Annotated in this window: 18 protein-coding genes; 11 read left to right on the top strand and 7 right to left on the bottom strand. The window is 45.7% G+C overall.

Annotated features, from left to right (window positions below; genetic code table 11):
* The first annotated feature begins 49 nt into the window (after positions 1 to 49).
* Together L1D15_RS04145 and L1D15_RS04150 are read left to right on the top strand one after the other, a co-directional pair.
* Positions 50 to 733 (top strand): response regulator transcription factor, encoded by a 684-nt coding sequence (locus L1D15_RS04145; protein WP_239836177.1) that lies wholly within the window; start codon positions 50 to 52, stop codon positions 731 to 733.
* The gene (locus L1D15_RS04150) at positions 730 to 2,010 is read left to right on the top strand and encodes a HAMP domain-containing sensor histidine kinase (protein WP_239874763.1); all 1,281 of its coding nucleotides are present in this window, start codon (positions 730 to 732) and stop codon (positions 2,008 to 2,010) included. Before L1D15_RS04145 ends, L1D15_RS04150 begins: the two co-directional genes overlap by 4 nt.
* Positions 2,011 to 2,063: 53 nt before the next feature.
* On the opposite strand, the gene L1D15_RS04155 is transcribed toward L1D15_RS04150, so the two are convergent.
* On the bottom strand, positions 2,064 to 3,050 hold the full coding sequence (locus L1D15_RS04155; RefSeq protein ID WP_239874764.1) for an aldo/keto reductase: 987 nt from the start codon (positions 3,048 to 3,050) through the stop codon (positions 2,064 to 2,066).
* Positions 3,051 to 3,108: 58 nt separating this feature from the next.
* Here L1D15_RS04155 and L1D15_RS04160 point away from each other — a divergent pair, with 58 nt between their 5' ends.
* Positions 3,109 to 4,074 (top strand): LysR family transcriptional regulator, encoded by a 966-nt coding sequence (locus L1D15_RS04160; protein ID WP_239874765.1) that lies wholly within the window; start codon positions 3,109 to 3,111, stop codon positions 4,072 to 4,074.
* Between the two features lie 63 nt (positions 4,075 to 4,137).
* On the opposite strand, the gene L1D15_RS04165 is transcribed toward L1D15_RS04160, so the two are convergent.
* Together L1D15_RS04165 and L1D15_RS04170 are read right to left on the bottom strand one after the other, a co-directional pair.
* Positions 4,138 to 4,338 (bottom strand): chromosome segregation ATPase, encoded by a 201-nt coding sequence (locus L1D15_RS04165; protein WP_006960686.1) that lies wholly within the window; start codon positions 4,336 to 4,338, stop codon positions 4,138 to 4,140.
* An 81-nt stretch (positions 4,339 to 4,419) separates the two neighbouring features.
* Positions 4,420 to 6,336: a methyl-accepting chemotaxis protein gene (locus tag L1D15_RS04170; RefSeq protein ID WP_239836173.1), complete on the bottom strand. Its 1,917-nt coding sequence runs from the start codon at positions 6,334 to 6,336 to the stop codon at positions 4,420 to 4,422.
* A gap of 356 nt (positions 6,337 to 6,692) precedes the next feature.
* Here L1D15_RS04170 and L1D15_RS04175 point away from each other — a divergent pair, with 356 nt between their 5' ends.
* From L1D15_RS04175 to L1D15_RS04210, 8 genes are all read left to right on the top strand, one after another.
* Positions 6,693 to 7,649 (top strand): MoxR family ATPase, encoded by a 957-nt coding sequence (locus L1D15_RS04175; protein WP_239874766.1) that lies wholly within the window; start codon positions 6,693 to 6,695, stop codon positions 7,647 to 7,649.
* A gap of 9 nt (positions 7,650 to 7,658) precedes the next feature.
* Positions 7,659 to 8,585: a DUF58 domain-containing protein gene (locus L1D15_RS04180; RefSeq protein WP_239836171.1), complete on the top strand. Its 927-nt coding sequence runs from the start codon at positions 7,659 to 7,661 to the stop codon at positions 8,583 to 8,585.
* Positions 8,582 to 9,055: a DUF4381 domain-containing protein gene (locus L1D15_RS04185; protein WP_239836170.1), complete on the top strand. Its 474-nt coding sequence runs from the start codon at positions 8,582 to 8,584 to the stop codon at positions 9,053 to 9,055. The genes L1D15_RS04180 and L1D15_RS04185 overlap by 4 nt, the downstream gene beginning before the upstream one ends.
* Positions 9,048 to 10,016 carry a VWA domain-containing protein gene (locus tag L1D15_RS04190; protein WP_239836169.1) on the top strand — a complete coding sequence of 323 codons (969 nt, stop codon included), beginning with the start codon at positions 9,048 to 9,050 and terminating at the stop codon, positions 10,014 to 10,016. Before L1D15_RS04185 ends, L1D15_RS04190 begins: the two co-directional genes overlap by 8 nt.
* Positions 10,009 to 11,901, top strand: a complete 1,893-nt coding sequence (locus L1D15_RS04195) for a VWA domain-containing protein (RefSeq protein WP_239874767.1) — start codon at positions 10,009 to 10,011, stop codon at positions 11,899 to 11,901. The genes L1D15_RS04190 and L1D15_RS04195 overlap by 8 nt, the downstream gene beginning before the upstream one ends.
* 2 nt (positions 11,902 to 11,903) lie before the next feature.
* Positions 11,904 to 13,541, top strand: coding sequence for a BatD family protein (locus L1D15_RS04200; protein WP_239874768.1), 1,638 nt, complete (start codon positions 11,904 to 11,906; stop codon positions 13,539 to 13,541).
* Between the two features lie 57 nt (positions 13,542 to 13,598).
* Positions 13,599 to 13,766 (top strand): hypothetical protein, encoded by a 168-nt coding sequence (locus L1D15_RS04205; protein WP_239836166.1) that lies wholly within the window; start codon positions 13,599 to 13,601, stop codon positions 13,764 to 13,766.
* A gap of 67 nt (positions 13,767 to 13,833) precedes the next feature.
* On the top strand, positions 13,834 to 14,325 hold the full coding sequence (locus L1D15_RS04210) for a L,D-transpeptidase family protein (RefSeq protein ID WP_239874769.1): 492 nt from the start codon (positions 13,834 to 13,836) through the stop codon (positions 14,323 to 14,325).
* Between the two features lie 3 nt (positions 14,326 to 14,328).
* Here L1D15_RS04210 and yddG read toward each other — a convergent pair whose 3' ends face one another.
* The 4 genes from yddG to L1D15_RS04230 form a co-directional block, all read right to left on the bottom strand.
* Positions 14,329 to 15,246, bottom strand: a complete 918-nt coding sequence (yddG, locus tag L1D15_RS04215) for an aromatic amino acid DMT transporter YddG (protein ID WP_255906806.1) — start codon at positions 15,244 to 15,246, stop codon at positions 14,329 to 14,331.
* A 41-nt stretch (positions 15,247 to 15,287) separates the two neighbouring features.
* Positions 15,288 to 15,848 (bottom strand): sugar O-acetyltransferase, encoded by a 561-nt coding sequence (locus L1D15_RS04220; protein WP_239864308.1) that lies wholly within the window; start codon positions 15,846 to 15,848, stop codon positions 15,288 to 15,290.
* Positions 15,849 to 15,992: 144 nt separating this feature from the next.
* Positions 15,993 to 16,391 (bottom strand): OsmC family protein, encoded by a 399-nt coding sequence (locus L1D15_RS04225; protein WP_239874770.1) that lies wholly within the window; start codon positions 16,389 to 16,391, stop codon positions 15,993 to 15,995.
* 11 nt (positions 16,392 to 16,402) lie between these two features.
* The gene (locus L1D15_RS04230) at positions 16,403 to 17,380 is read right to left on the bottom strand and encodes a Gfo/Idh/MocA family oxidoreductase (protein ID WP_239874771.1); all 978 of its coding nucleotides are present in this window, start codon (positions 17,378 to 17,380) and stop codon (positions 16,403 to 16,405) included.
* Between the last annotated feature and the right edge of the window lie 52 nt (positions 17,381 to 17,432).

Consider the following 17,432-nt stretch of genomic DNA (forward strand, 5'->3'; position numbering starts at 1 on the left):
AGCCATCACTGGCTTGGCTTTACTTCTATTGGATTTCACTAAGGTGCCCATGATCCACACAATATTGGTTGAAGACGATACTCGGCTAGCAGGCAATATCATAGATTTTCTTGAACTGGAAAACATTACATGTGATTTCGCCAGTAATGGTATTACAGCCCTCAACCTGATAGAAAATAATGATTATCAGGTTATTATTCTGGATATAAATCTCCCACGACTTGATGGCTTTAGCGTTTGCGAACAGCTTCGCTCTCAAGGAATCGGGGTTCCAATTATTATGTTAACTGCCCGAAGTCAACTTGAAGACAAGCTGACAGGATTTAAGGTTGGCACTGATGACTATCTCGTAAAGCCCTTTGCAATGGCAGAATTAGTGGCAAGAACGAAAGCACTGGTGAATAGAAAAAGCGGTCAACTCACTCAGTTCAAGGCGGGAAACATAATGTTTAACTCGCAAGAAAAACAAGCGTATGTTGATAATCAACCGCTCAAGCTCCCGCCGACAAGCTTGACTATCTTAGAGCAATTAATGCGTGCTTACCCGCACTCAGTCACTCGTCAATCTCTTAATTTGGCGATCTGGGATGACCGATTGCCCAACAGTGACTCCCTTAAAGTCCACATACATCACCTGCGTAAGGCATTAGCTTGTCATAACAGTTCGGCCTCCATCATTTCTATCAATCGACAAGGCTTCAAGTTACAAATTACAGAGTTGGAGACCCCATGATCAGCGAGATACCAAGCTTAAAACGTTATACTCTGATCGTGCTTCTCACCTCCGCTGTTATATTGGTAACACTGATGTCCGCTCTCTGGATGCTTCATTTTTTTAGCAGTCAAGACAACATGATTAAGGGCGCTCTACTCGAAGTAGCCCATAGGAGCGAATCAGACCATCTTGAGGCAAATCATCGATTCTTAAAAGCCAGAAATTGGCATGACCTACCTATCGAGATTCGCCGTCATTTCACTCGTGAACAACTCATCCCAGATCGACTCTATCAAAAGTCAGATCGAGACAGCCTGTTCTCTAGGCCGACCGAGTCCGTGTTTTTGCTCTCCCTAGCAAGGCCCAATGGAGAAATCCATTATGCTGCTCATCGTTTCAAAGAGCCTCCAAACATCCCCGCCCCACACTGGTTCACATCACCTGAAGTTCAAGCAGTTTTTCTTGGACTTTGCGCATTGAGTTTCTTTTTCATGATATTGCTAATGTTTATGAACTCAGTCACTAAACCAATTAAAGAACTGTATGGCTGGGCCAGAGAGCTGGATGCCCAAAATTTAAGTGCCGCACCGCCAGGGTTCCGATACAAAGAGCTGAATACACTCGCTCAAATTATCCTCGATAGCGTACGTAAAACGAATGCCTCATTTGAACGAGAACAGGAGTTTGTTCAGTATGCCAGCCATGAACTACGTACACCGATTGCCGTTATTCGTAGTAGTGTGGAACTAATGGAAAAAGTCGAACAGCAATGGGAGGTCAAGAGTCATCGCGCAATGCAGAGAATTAAGGATGCCAGCCATTGCATGGCTGAACTCTGCAATACGTTGTTATGGCTAAATAAAGCCGAAGATTCTCAGCTATCCACTCAACCCGTGGATCTATCATCGCTACTGCATTCAGAAATGGAGAACCTGAGCTATCTGACACAAGGAAAAAGCATTGAAGTGCAAATCCGTACTGACAGTTATGAGGTCAACCTACCCTACGCGGCTGTGCAAATGATAATCGCTAACCTATTGCGTAATGCCGTGCAACACACACATGAGGGTATGATTACTATTGATCAGCGTCAGGGAGCCGTTCAGATCATTAACCGAGAACGGCAGGAAGATCATGAATATTATGCGGAGCACTCAGGTTTTGGGCTAGGTCTCATACTGGTGAGGCGTTTATGTCAGCAACTGGGATGGAGTTTCAGTTTTGAAAAGAGGCACGATCAATGCTGTGCCTCTTTGTTTATCGAAAAACCGAACTTTAGACTAGCTAACAGATAAGCAATTAGAGCGCCTGAAGGCTAAACAAGGCCGGTACACTGATAAAAGTCCCCTCATGCGTTCACACCCTTCATGCCTTCAGGGGTGTAACGCTCACCAACTGGCTTAAAACCATCAATGGCTTTTTCCAGGATAGCCTCGTCCTGAGGTGTTAGCCTCACGTTCACCGAACCAAGATTATCTTCCAAGTATTTCAGTTGCTTAGTCCCTGGAATAGGCACAATATCGTCCCCTTGCGCGAGTAACCAAGCTAAGGCGATCTGTGCGGGCGAACACGCCTTCTCCATCGCTAAGTACTTCACCGCATCGGATAAAGGTTGATTAGCCTTTAAGTTTTCAGACGTGAAGCGTGGCAGCGCTTTACGAGCATCGTTGTGGGAGAAATCCCTTTCTGACTGGATACGTCCAGTCAGAAAACCACGCCCTAACGGCGAATATGGTACAAATCCAATACCGAGTTCACGACAAGTAGGTAGTACCTCAGCTTCAACATCTCGAGTCCAAAGTGAATATTCCGTCTGAACTGCCGTAACTGGATGAATTGCATTAGCTCTTCTCAGGGTATTTGCACTTACCTCGGAAAGCCCAATATGTGCAATTTTTCCTGCTGAAACCAACTCACTTAGCGTCTCCATTGTCGTTTCAATAGAAGCCTTGGGATCCAAGCGGTGAATGTAATAGAGATCAATACACTCGACACCGAGTCGACGCAGTGACCCTTCACACGCTTGGCGAATATACTCGGGGCTATTATCAATACGTCGTTTGTATTCTCCTGGCTCCCTTACGATGCCGCACTTGGTGGCAACTTTGATATTTTTGTCTTTAGTCCGTAAGAATCGGCCAATCAATTCCTCGTTGTGATGGTCCCCATAAGTATCCGCTGTGTCCAAGAATGTACACCCGAGATCGATTGCCTTATTAAGTACTTGCAATGATTCTTGATCATTTCTTGGCCCATAAAATTCGCTCATTCCCATGCACCCTAGCCCGATCGCTGATACTTCTAAGCCATTTCCCAAGATACGTTTTTCCATCATCTAATTTCCTTGGTTTGTTGTATTGTTCACAGTATGATTTCCCAAAAGGGAAAGTTATATGCCAAAAAACCGCAATCCATCTTCCGATATCGGAAAAGGGGAATTCAACAAAATCCACTGGGATGATGCACGAGTCTTCTTAGCCATAGCTAGAGCAGGGACATTAAGTGGTGCCTCCAAGGCATTAGGTGTCGGCATAGCAACGGCAACTCGTCGTATTGAGCGCTTAGAAAGTGCACTCAATTTAAGGCTGTTTGTAAGAGATCAACTGGGTTATAAACTCACTGACGAAGGGTTATCGCTTATTCCTCAAGCAGAAGCTCTAGAACAAGCCGGATATGCGTTTGGCTCTGCCGCGCAAGGCCATGATGATGGGGTTTCAGGACACGTTCGTATAGCCACAGCCCAAGGGCTTGCCGACCACTTGATCATTCCGGCCCTACCAAATCTACTACGCAAGCATGCCGAGCTCAGCGTAGAAGTTGTGACCAGTATTTCAACCGTTAATTTGCACCGAAGGGATGCAGATCTAGCCATACGTATGGTGAGACCAGATAGAGGAAATGTGACTATCCGACGTTTAGGGAAGCTGGGCTTTGGCCTTTACGGCTCTGAGAGTTATATCAATCGCAGAACAGATTCAGCGCAGACCCATCCCTATGACAACGATGACTTCATCGGCTGGGCAGAAACTCAGCACCACCTCCCCGCAGCTCAGTGGATACAGAAAACACTCAGAGGAAGAAATTGCAAGATCTCCACAACCAATTTATCCGCACAGTTCAGTGCCGCTCATGCAGGCCTTGGGCTCGCAGTACTCCCGCATTTCATTGCCCAGCAGCAAGGACTCGTCTGCATTCAACACGAAGTAGACTGCAATCAGCCTATCTGGTTGGCTATACACTCAGATTTAGCGCACTCAAGACGAATAAGAGTAGTCACTGAATTCTTGAGCGAGTTAGTCTCTGAGAATCGTCAGCAATTAGAGTTTGGGGATGAAAATAGGCGACCGAAAAATAAATGATTATCGGTTGTAGATAAAAACAAAAGCCGCTTAAAGCGGCTTTTGTTAGAGCGAATTCTAATACTAATGCACTGGCTTATCGGTTTTAGAATAAAACTTACCGAAGTACTGCTCTAGGATCTCAGGTGTTAGCTCACCAGCTTCTTCGAGTTTTTTTAGCTCTGCTGCGATAGCTTTTTGCTCTTCAAGTGATGGAAGCGCTACTTCAGGCTCATCACTCATTTCCTGAGACATTTGCTCTAGCTCTTTTTCAAAATCACTCATGCTATTTACTTACCTAATCAATATAAAAACTGGGGCTAAGTTTACCTACTTAGCCCCAGTTATTCTAGCTTACGGACAGTTTTATAGCTTAAAGCTACCTACCATACGATCTAGACGTTCCGACAGCTCTTTTAGATCAGAGCTGGCGGCCGCCAGTTCCTCGGCAGTACTGGTTGTCACTTCATTAATGGCGTTAATTTCTTCGATATTTTGGTTAATAGTATGCACAACCGTTGACTGCTCTTCCGTCGCCGTTGCCACCTGAGTGTTACGGTCAGAAATGTCGTGGATGCGTTCGGAGATGTTCACCAACACTTCTACCGCTTCATCTGACGATGACACACCTTCATGCGTTACAGACTTACCAGCTTCCATCGCCGTTACAGCATCTTTTGCATCACTTTGAAGCTGGTTGATCATTTTCTGGATCTCTTCCGTCGAATCAGCCGTTCGACTGGCCAAGTTTCTTACTTCATCTGCGACCACAGCGAAGCCACGTCCCTGTTCACCCGCACGTGCAGCCTCAATTGCTGCGTTCAATGCAAGTAAGTTGGTTTGCTCGGAGATATCACGTATAACATCCAGAATAGAGCCAATTTCTTGCGTTGTAGATGCCAGTTGCTCAACCACTTGACCTGTGTTTTCTATGTCCATCGCCAAACGACTGATCGCGTCCTTAGCTTTGTTGACGACGCTCTGGCCGACCTGAGTGTTGTCTGAAGCTTGGTTCGCGGTTTCCGCTGCGGTGGCCGCATTCGAAGCAATTTCGCTGATCGTCGCGCCCATCTCGTTAATCGCGGTCACCACTTGAATGGTTTGGTCACGCTGAATCTGACTATTGTCATGAGTCGTGTTAGCTTTGTGAGACACACTGTCAGCGGCCGTTTGCAACGCACCACTGGTTGACGCTACTTCTTTCATTGACTCGTGTATTTTCTCAATAAAGCCGTTAAAACCTTCAGAAAGCTGGCCAATCTCATCACTACTCTGAACTTCAATACGTTGTGAAAGGTCGCCATCGCCTCGGCCAAGGTCGGTAAAGCGAGCAGCAATCGACTTAATAGGACGTGTGATGCTATTAGCTAAGAATAGACCCATGAAGATAAACAGAGCAGCAACCACAATCGTCGTAAAGGTCATTTGCTTGGCAACATGGTTAAGGTCAGCAAACACTTCATCAACCGGGGCTACACCAATAACAAACCAATCCATAGAAGGAATATACAGGCTTGAAACAAACACCTGTTCACCTTCATAGTTTGCTTCTATCAAATTAAAACCCGATTTATTCAGAAGTTGAGAGGCTTCCCCACCATAGAGCTGTGATAATGTCGAACGTGCTTTGTCTTTCTGACGGTGAATTTGTACTTGACCTTGTGCATCGGTCAGAAATACAAAGCCGGTGTCTTCGATTTGAAAGCCATTCAACAACCTAACCATATCATCCATTGATTTAGACAGGCCAGACATACTTAGCCCATTAACAAACTGGAAGTTGGCGAACATTTTTACTTCACCCGTCGACTCTTGGAACATGCTTACCATGGTCGGCTGACCAGATTGGGTAAAGCCAAAGAACCAGCCATCTTGTTGTTGGTTCAACTGGCGCAAAAAGCCATTTTGGTTCCAATAGTAAGCCGTTTCACGGTTAGCAACAGAAGCATCATTCAAACTGTATTGGTTACGAACGTTGTTAAGCTCTTTAACCAGCTTAGCTTCAACCTGAGGGTCAATATTGGTCGTGCTAATCGCATCTTTAATAAATTCATTATTTGCTATCTGCTCTGCTGCTCGCAGTAGCTGAGTCACATCGTAGTCAATTTGTCCCTTGATCTGGTCTAGCATGGAAGGCAGTTCAATATCTACCAGTCTATGCTCCAGAACTTCGCGTGCCTGACGCTGTGCCATGACTCCAACAATAATTGTTGAAGCGAGAACAGCAAAGGTAATACCCGCAACAACCTTTTGCTTAATACTGATCGCGTTTAGTTTCATCATTCGAGTTGCCTTTTAGCGCTTTGTCATTATGAAAATTCATCATCACCACTGATTTACTAGCTCCAGAAAGGGGCGAGCCAAGCTAAATTGTGACGCATCTTTTTATATCGGATGTAAATTACATTTCTTTACTGAATAAGTCATCAATTTAACCCTGATTTGCAAACCAATTTTTCGATATTGAACACTTGCATGAGGAACGAAAATCCCCATATTGTAAACAACTGAAATAATAGCACTTATGTTGTACTGCTGCGTTGAGTAGTAAATAAGCAGCCGAACGACAATAAAGTCAAAATGGATGAACTTTTTCATAGCTCAAACCACTAAGTGAAAAAGTGAGGAGATAGACACTGATGAACTCTCAGTCATTGCACCACCTACAGCAATATTTAGAAGGTCAGGTTATTGGCCAACAAGAACTCGTCAAGCAGCTTTTAGTTGCCTTACTGGCCGACGGACATATTTTGGTTGAAGGCCCTCCGGGGTTGGCCAAAACACGAGCTGTGAAATCATTGGCTGACTGTATTGAAGGCGATTTCCACCGCATTCAGTTCACTCCTGACCTACTGCCTGCAGACTTAACTGGCACCGATATTTTTCGTCCAGAAACAGGCGAATTTACTTTCCAACCGGGGCCGATTTTTAACTCACTGATTCTGGCCGATGAAATCAACCGTGCTCCTGCTAAAGTGCAAGCAGCAATGCTTGAAGCGATGGCAGAAAAGCAAATTACCGCCGGTCGACAAACCTACCCATTGCCCGATTTGTTTTTGGTCATGGCAACACAGAACCCCATTGAGCAGGAAGGCACCTACCCACTGCCTGAAGCTCAGTTAGATCGCTTTCTACTGCATCTCAATGTTGACTACCCAAATGCGGAAAGTGAACTGGAAATTTTGCGTCTTAACCGCGGCGAAGCCAAAGGGGTAGAAAAAATCACACCACCAGTTCTCTCTCAACAAGATATTTTTTCTGCTCGTCAGGAAGTGTTGAACATTCATATGGCCGAAGGGGTTGAGAATTATATTATTCGTCTCGTCATGGCAACGCGTCAGCCCGCTCAATACGATGATACATTGAGTAGTTGGATAGAAATGGGAGTAAGTCCACGTGCCACAATCGCTTTGGATCGCTGTGCTCGAGCACACGCTTGGCTGTCTGGTCGCGATTATGTTTCTCCAGAAGATGTACAAGCCATGGCCTTCCCCGTTCTCAGACACCGCATTCTGCTTAGTTATCAGGCGCAAGCCGAAGGCATCTGTGCTAATCAGGTAGTGAACCGTCTTCTGTCTCTGGTGGGCAGCGCGTAAGGGTTACAGATGGATAAACAATTATCCCCATACTCAGACGGTGTAAACCTGTGTCTTGATGAACTGCTTTACTATAAGCAACAAGCGATAAAGTGGTTACCTCCTGCTAAGAGTTTGTGGTCTCAAACGCTGGGACAGCATCAGAGTAAGCAACTAGGGCGTGGTATGGACTTTGCTGAAGTCCGCCAATATCAAGCTGGAGATGATGTTCGCAGCATCGATTGGCGTGTAACCGCTCGAACCGGCAAACCTCATACCAAACTTTTCACTGAAGAACGAGAAAAGCCCATCATAGTGTACGTGGATTTCAGTGCCAGCATGATGTTTGGTTCTCAGCTGATGTTTAAATCGGTCTTAGCCGCACACATAGCAAGCCTGATTGCTTGGCTATCTGTCGCGCAGCGCGATCGCATCGGTGCAATTATCGATACTGGCGATCAGCTGACCGAGTTAAAGCCGACTAGCCGTAATCAAGGACCGTTAGCATTCATTCAGCATATGGTGAAGCTTCATCAGGACAAACTGCGTTCTGCACCCACGCCAGCATCACCTGATATGATGAACGGGTTACAAGCTCTTAATCGACTTTGTCCCAAAGGCAGTGAAGTTGTTATTATCAGTGACTTCCTGCGCTTTTCAGAGTCCAACCAGTCATTACTCACTAGGTTGCGTTCCCACAACCGAGTTAGGCTGGTGCATATTTCCGATCCTTTGGAAGCCGGTATCACCAATTATCGTGGCGTCGAGCAAGTTTCCGACAAACGTCAAACTTTGTGGATGGACTTTTCTTCACGAAAAGCGCGCGATCAGATCAAGTCGGTTTTTGAACAAAAACAGCAAGATCTGAAAGACTTATCTATTAAACACGGCTTGAGTTTTACCCGTCTCTCCACCCAAGAGTCACTACTACAACAATTATCTGGACGTACTCAATGAGCACCAATAATAAGGATTCATTACTCCCACTCAACCCTATGCATTTACCGGAAGTACCTTCGTGGTTTCCATTAGCATGGGGCTGGTGGGCCACCGCAGGAGCAATGGTGTTCGGCGCATTGGTCATTTGGTTCGTCTATCGCTGGAACAAAAAGCGCTTGGCCCCCAAGAAAACCGCGTTGAAACTCATTCAAGCAGGTGAAAAGCCTGCGGAAGCCATTGAATTACTTCGTCAAGCTGCCCTGTGCTACTACCCAAGAGAAGAAGTTGCACAGCTTACAGGTAAAGAGTGGTACGCCTTTCTTGATACTCAGGTTAAATCCCCTGTATTTCTAGACAATTACGAACTCTGGCAAGAAGCTTTGTATTCGAAAGAGCCTATCGGAAACGCAGCCGAATTGGTGACACATTGCTCACGATGGGTAGACGAAGCACTTCCGCCAAAAAGAAGGAGAGCCAAAGTTGGCTAACATCGAATTTGTATGGTGGTGGGCATTTTTGCTGCTGCCGCTACCCATACTGATTTATTTTTTACTGCCGCCAGTTAAGCAGTCATCTCCTGTTTATATGCCTTACCTGCCTGACTCTGCGGCAGGTAGCGCACCAAGGAATTTATTGGCTAAAATTCTGGCTGGTCTGATTTGGGTTTGTCTGGTTACCGCAGTCGCAAGACCTGTTTGGTATGGCGACCCGGTCACGACACAACCGAAGCACAGAGACATGATGCTGGTTGTCGACTTGTCTTACTCGATGAGTAAAGAAGACATGCAATTTAACGGTGACTATATCGACCGTTTAAGTGCAGTAAAACAGGTCTTATCGGACTTTATTGCCAAACGTCAGGGAGACCGACTCGGCCTAGTGCTGTTTGCCGATCACGCTTATCTGCAAACACCATTAACGCTTGATAGGAATACTGTTGCCGAGCAACTCAATCAAACAGTGCTGAGATTGATTGGTACCAAAACCGCCATAGGTGAAGGTATAGGACTGGCGACGAAGACCTTTGTCGATAGTGATGCTCCACAGCGTGTCATGATTTTACTCAGTGACGGCAGCAATACTGCTGGTGTACTTGACCCGATAGAAGCCGCCAAAATTGCTAAAAAGTACAATGCGACCATATACACAGTCGGTGTTGGTGCGGGTGAGATGATGGTCAAAGAGTTTTTCATGACGCGCAAAGTCAATACGGCACAGGATCTGGATGAGAAGTCACTGATGGAAATTGCCAAGCTGACAGGAGGACAATACTTCCGTGCCCGTGACAGTAAAGAACTGGCGACCATCTATGACACCATAAATAGCCTAGAGCCTGTGAGTCAAGCGACTCAAACTTGGCGACCACAGCAAGAGTGGTTCGGGTTTCCGCTGGCAATATCACTAGTAGGCTTCTTTGCCCTTATCATCATTAGGAGGAATCATGTCTGATTTTCGCTTCCTCTACCCAGAGTGGTTATGGGTGCTTATTCCACTCTTAGGGATGGTTTTCTGGCTCTCGAAACGTATTCGTAGCCAAACATTGATCGCACCTCATTTAGCAAAAGCAATGGGCATTAAGCATCAATCAGCACGAACCGCGATAACCAGTATCATCGCCTTGAGTGGCTTTATTGCTATTATCGCCCTTTCCGGGCCGAGCTTCACCAGTTCTGAACGACCGAGCTTTAGCAATGACAATGCGCGAGTGCTTATCATGGATATGTCGATGTCAATGTACGCCACCGACATCAAACCGAATCGGCTCACTCAAGCTAAGTACAAAGCCACTGATCTGCTCAAGAAATGGAGTGAAGGGACGACCGCCCTACTCGCATACTCTGGCGATGCATATACCGTGAGCCCGATGACTTCTGATACGCGGACTATTCAAAACCTGATACCAAACCTCTCACCTGAGTTGATGCCCTACCCCGGTGCCGATGCAGTTAAAGCGGTTAAGTTGGCCATCGAGATGATGAAAAATAGCGGGTTATCCCGCGGTGACATCGTTCTTTTCATTGATGACTTAGATGATGAAGAAAGCCAAGGCATTCAGGATCTTATTGCTAACACACAATGGCGTTTATCCATTCTTGGGATCGGAACTCGATCTGGTGCACCAATCCGGCTCAGTGACGGGACCCTACTCAAAGATGCAGGGCAAACCGTCGTTGCGAAATCGAACTTCAGAAATATGAATCGCCTTTCCAACTCTGTTGGTGGCTTCTTCACGCCTATTCAACTTAATAACAGCGATATCGACGCGATTGCCAATCGCACTAGCCAAATTGAGCACACAGGAAAACTCAATCAATCACAACAAATCAGTGATCGTGTCAACAGTGGTATTTGGTTATTACCACTTTTAATTATTCCTGCACTTTTAATGTTCCGTCGCGGCTTTTTGTTTGCTTTAGTAGTCTTAACTTACCCGCTACTTTTCCCCGAACCCGCATTGGCCTCCGCTTTTCTAAACAGTGATCAACAAGCCAAACAACTCTACGACGCGGGGCAGTATAAAGCCGCCGCTGAGCTGTTTGAGAATAGAGAATGGCAAGGTATTGCGCACTATCAAGCGGGCAACTTCCCTGCCGCCATCAATGCGCTTAAAGGTTCGCAGACGCCAAACGGAAAATACAACCTCGCTAACGCCTACGCTCAAAACCGAGAATTTGATCAAGCCATTAGCCTTTATGAAGACGTGCTCAAACAAGATCCGGGCAACGAAGATGCAAAGAAAAATCTGGAGATAGTCAGACAGCAACAGCAACAGCAACAGCAACAGCAACAGCAACAGCAACAGCAACAGCAACAGCAACAGCAACAGCAACAGCAACAGCAACAGCAACAAAAGTCTGAACAGGATTCGTCATCAGAGCAAGAGCGCTCCTCTCAATCTGAACAAAACTCTGGTTCAGACAAACAGCCCTCTGACAAGCAACCAGAGTCTCAGCAGTCTCAGCAGTCTCAGCAGTCTCAGCAGTCTCAGCAGTCTCAGCAGTCTCAGCAGTCTCAGCAGTCTCAGCAAAATGAGAGTGAAAGCAAGCAGCCAAATCAACAAGCTTCCCACTCCCAAGCTGAGCAAAAAGACCAGCAAGAGGAGCCATCGCAAAGCACTTCAAAAGCAGAGCAAGTGCCTCAGCAGGAGAACCAAATTTCAGAACAGCCACAAGGTGAAGCACAACAGGAGCAAAACCTAGAACAGATAGATCCTGCGCTTCGCAAGCTAGAACAAGTTGAGAGTGCACGCGATCCTAGCCGTTTACTCAAAGCTCAGATGATGTTGCAAGCTCAGCAAAAACAACCACCGCAGAATACAGGTAAGAAGTGGTAACTATGAACCGACAAATAATAAAACTGATTAGCTTACTGGCGCTGGCTTTTACTTTTGTTAGCCCAGCGGCATTGGCAGCCAATGTTTGGGCTACCGTTAGCAAAAATAAAGTCGTTAAGAATGAAGTATTTCAGCTTCGCGTTGTGGTTGACGAAAAAGTCTCTTCCGATGCTATAGATTTCAGTGCACTGGAAAAGGATTTCTATGTGGGAAGGCCTAGCTTTGGCTCTTCAATTAACATCGTCAATGGTGATCGCAGCACACGCAGCGAGTGGAACTTAACACTCGCTGCTCAAACCCTAGGGGTTGCCAAGATCCCCGCATTTACTATCAATGGCGCCAGTTCAAAACCCATTGCTATTCAAGTCACAACTGATAATGATGAACCTCAAATCTCTGATCTCGTTGAGCTGCAAAGCTCACTCGATAAAACAACGCTTTACCCAAATGAAAGTGCCTCACTACGAACTCGCCTGATCATTAAAGCGGATCCAAGGCGCCTGCAGAGCCCTAACGTTATTCCGCCTCGCGTTGAAGGGCTAACATTAGCTCAGATTGGTGAACCAAATCAGTACCAAAGTGTACTTGATGGGGTAGAGGTAACAGTGCTTGATCAAAGCTATCGCGTTACCGCCAATCAGCCCGGTGACTACACACTGACTGGCGCTGCGTTTAAAGGTTCTGTTGTCTATGGCAACGATCGTACGGGCACCACTAAACTCATTTCCGTTGACACCCCAGCTAAAACTTTTGAGATTAAAGTAGAAGATAAGCCCGAAGGCTACACCGGCGTCTGGTTGCCAACTTCCCAACTTAAATTAACTCAAACTTGGACAGCAGCCAACGGTGAGAAGATAACCTCTTCTTCAGTTCATGACACCAAAGTCGGAGACTCAATTACACGAGAAATTACTCTTGATATTGAGGGGCTTTCTTCCGATCGCTTCCCTAATATCAAGATCACCTACCCTCAAGGCATTCGTGTCTATGCAGAAAAGCCTCAGTTCACGCAACTGAACAATGGCTTGACCCGCATGACATTGAAACAGGTGCTCATTCCCCAACAAACCGGTGATGTTGAGCTATCAGAAGTGAATCTAAATTGGTGGGATAGCCAGAATAAACAGCAGAAAGCCGCTCATCTTGATGGTTTAGCACTGAATGTTAGCCCCGGTGAGAGCTTGAATATTCCGGTTCCAGCCTCTCAATATACAGCCCCCGTAGAAGTCGAAACGATCACCGTCAACGACCCAGGGTTCTGGCCTTATTTAACTGGACTCTTTGCATGTCTTTGGATCGCCACAACCATTTTGTGGCTAAAGAAACGCACTCCGATTGAAGCGCCAAATCACCATGATGCCAAAACACCAATAAAATCAAGTGACAGTTTGATCGCTGCGCTAAAGGCTGGCGATCATTTTAAAGCGCAGCACTGTGCTTCAAAATGGCTTCAGGAGGCACAAATCAGTGATAAATCTCTTCTCTCTGACATCCAAAATGAACTGGATGATATGCAAAAGTCACGTTTTTCTCAGCAAGAAACTAGCTGGAACGCATCAAAATTGCTTAAACTGATTAAAAAGGTGGACAAGATGCCTCGGACAAAAGATAAGCCGAATGAAACTTTAGCGAAGCTTTAATACATAGAGGCATTGGTCGCGTCCACGTTGGTGTACCAATGAATAACTGGAGGAATGATGTCGGCAATAGAAAAGCCAGATCCCAGTACTCATTATGTGATCCTCTATTTTGACGGCTCTCAAATGGCTTCATTTGAAGTCGATGCAAAAAGTCGTTATGAGGCGATAGAGGCGTTTAAAGATCTGGGTTTTGCGGAGTGTGATATTTTCTCTATTTCTCCCTGATGAAACCGCCTAAACTCGAAAGGTAGCTTTGCAGCTACCTTTCTGTTTTTTAAGCGAGCTGAAAGCAATGATTGAGATTGCAATTCGAGTAACCCTCATACTAAGCACAATAATTTTCGTCTGTAGCACCAATGCATCCGTCGACTTAGTCACCGTCGACAAGTCCAAACGTCGTATGTACCTCATCGACGATGGTGAAGTGGTTAGAGAATTTCGCATTGCACTTGGCAAACACCCACGAGGGCATAAAACTCAAGAGGGTGATAACCGCACACCAGAAGGCCGTTACTTCCTAGACTTTGTCATCGACGATTCAGAGTTCTACCGTTCGATTCATATCAGCTACCCAAACCCTCAAGATATTGCATACGCAGCAAAGCTTCGGGTTAATCCTGGAGGAAATATTAAGATTCATGGCTTAAGGAATGGGGAAAAGCGCCCTGCAAATTTCGTACAGAGCTTTGACTGGACCAATGGATGCATTGCCATCACTAATGAAGAAATGGATGAGCTGCTCACTCTAGTGAAATCTGGTACACCCATTGATATACGCTGGTAATGATTAATCATTACATGTTTGAGGCTCCGCTGGCTCAGCCTTTTTCTCTCTTGTTACCCACCAGCACAGTAATGAACCGACTGTCACTAGCGCAACACCTTGTAAAAAGGTATCGGTGAGCACAAGGCCCAGGATCACGGAAGAGATAATCGTTGAAAGAACGGGAGTAAAGTAAGACAAAGTGGCTAAAAGCACCATATTCCCGCCTATGATCGCGTAGTTCCAAAGCGCATAACCACTGCCCATTGCAATCCCCGTAATGAGTAACAATCCACCAGATTCAAGATTTAAGCTCAAACCTGTTTCATTGCTGATGGCATACTTCATCCATAGAGTTACCGCCGTCATGATGAAGAACAGCGTGATCGGGTTTTGCCCTTTAGATATTCGCTTAGTCAGATTGCAATATATTGCCCACAGGAAGGCGCCGACAAAAGCCATAGTGTACGTCAGCGGGTTCGTTGCGACATTCGCAGCAATCTGAGAGAAAGAAAGCCCTTGTTCTCCGGTAATACTCCACGCGACACCAAAGAATGCTATCGCTATCGCAGGGTAAACGAGAATATTGGTTTTCTTCGGGCTGAACATTACAGCCAACAAGACGGTTAGAGCGGGCCATAAATAGTTAATCACCAACATTTCTACAGCTTGCTGACGAGAGTTTGCCATCGCTAATGCCAGAGCCAAACAGATTTCGTAAGCGACGAATAGCCCACCCCCGAACAGCACATAAGTCATTGAATAACTTCGAACCTTAGGCAGCCCCATGACCATAACTAAAAACAGAGAAGCAACGCTATAGATTGATGCTGCACCGCCAATAGGGCCTAAAAACTCGGTGACCGTACGAGCTAACCCCATAACACTACTCCAAAGCAGGATGGCTAGTACACCGCACAAAGTAAATTTATGTTGGCTCACACTATTCTCTCAAATTGACAATAAAAGAGGTTAAGCTAGCGTTAACTGTCATTCTCTGTCAAATGTCTTATCAAAGTCGCTGGGGTGCCACCATATAGGCTGTCAGGCGGTACATCTCGCGTCACCACTGAGTTAGCCGCAATCACACTGCGTGCACCTATGGTCACACCTTGATTGATGACCACATTACCACCAATCCAAACATCATCCTCAACCGTGATTGGCAAGCAAGTCGTTTCCCAACCTCGTCGACAACGGTAATCCAAAGCATGGCCTGCAGTGTAGAATTGAGTGTTAGGGCCGATAAGCACATGATTGCCTATCTTAATCTCAGCTCCATCCAACATGGTCACGTTCATGTTAATGAATGTGTTATCCCCTATCGATATGGTTTGACCAAATTCACAGAGAAATGGTGAACGAATCATGCTTGACTCACCAACATGATTAAGCAATTGGCGGCAGATGTCTACACGCTGCCCATCGCTGGTATTGTGATTCAATTCTTGCAAGAGGCGAGTGGCTTGCTCACGAATACGATTGATGCTGCCATCTGACCCATCAAACAACTGGCCAGCGATCATTTTTTCAAACTCTGTCATAACGCCCTCCCATTAACGGCTTGAATAAAAAAGATAAAGTAGCGCGAATAGAGGATTGTAAAAAGGGAAAGCTGACAGAGGATCATTTCCGTAATTGACAAAAAAGCCGAGTTGTAAACCCGGCTTTCCACGTTTTATAGTAAGCTATACTATGTCCCAACTGTGGGTCATTTCTACGCCTTCACCTAGCATCAGGCACACGGAACAATACTTTTCTAGAGAGTCTGCTGTTACTTTTGCAACAACCTCGGCATCCAAATTTTCACCAGACACCTCAAAATGAATATTTACTTTGGTGAAAATTCTAGGCGCGGTTTCACGACGCTCAGTCGACAGTTTTGCCGTGCAACTTGTTACCTTTTGCGCCGCTTCTTTTAGCCCGTCAACAACATCGACTGAGCTGCAGCCACCCGCCGCCATCAGAACCATCTCCATTGGGCTTGGTGCAGTTGCACCGCCATTACCATCCATGACCACAGAGTGACCAGATTGAGAGTGACCAAGAAACTTAAATTCTTCAACCCACTTAACTTCAGCTTGCATATCTTTCTCTCTTATACGTCTGCCGGGAATATTACGCCCGTTTGTTTACGAATTTCTGTCAGCAATTTAGCCACAATCAGCGAGCGCTTCATACAGTCTTCGTCCATTTTGTGCGTTTCAAATTGCTTAGCAAAAACCAAGGCTTCGTAATACATTGGGTTCGGATCTTGTTTCACACTCAAATCTACTCCAACACTGCCTTTTGTAATCTTGGTCAGCTTTTTACCCGTAGAAATCATCTCCATCAAAAGCGCGCCCTCTTCGCCTTGAATTTCGCTTGGTAAATAGGAGTCACTGGTTTTAGAGTGCTGAAGCACGACTTCAAAGCCATCATAACCCAAAATCACACTTCCACTGCCATCCACACCACTGTCCAGCAGCTGGGCGTGAGCTTTCACACTGAGTGGTTCGCCAAATAACTCTACCGCAGCACCTACACAATAGTAGCCAATATCCATAATTGAGCCGTTTGCAAAAGCAGGATTAAACGTATTTGGGTTTTCACCCGCCAGATACTTAGGATAACGCGATGAATACTGACAGTAAGTAATCAATGCTTTACGAATTTTACCGATGTGGCGGCTATGCTCTTTCAATAATTTAAAGTTGGGAGTATGTGGTGACATAAATGCTTCAAACAGCACAACATCATTTGCTAATGCCGTCTGATACATCTGTTGCGCTAACGTCTCATTGGCAGCCAGCGGCTTTTCACAGATCACATGTTTCCCTGCTTCTAGTAGCTTTATCGCTTGTGGGGCATGCAGTGAATTCGGGCTGGCAATGTAAACCACATCAATCTCTGTTGAAGTGGCCAATTCGTCAAAATCATCGAACAGAGCTGGTGAATCATATTTCTCGGCAAACGCTTTCGCTTTTTCAATAGAACGGGAATACACGCCAGCTAAAAGATACAGATCGGTTTTTAATGCGGCCTCAATGAATTGGTCTGTGATCCAGTTTGTTCCGATAACAGCAAGTCTAATCATCCTTTCTTCTCCAATCATGACAAAAGGAGCCAAGGGCTCCTTTGTTATCTAT

Source organism: Vibrio sp. Isolate25 (assembly GCF_022398025.1).
In the GTDB taxonomy this organism is placed as follows: domain Bacteria; phylum Pseudomonadota; class Gammaproteobacteria; order Enterobacterales; family Vibrionaceae; genus Vibrio; species Vibrio coralliilyticus_A.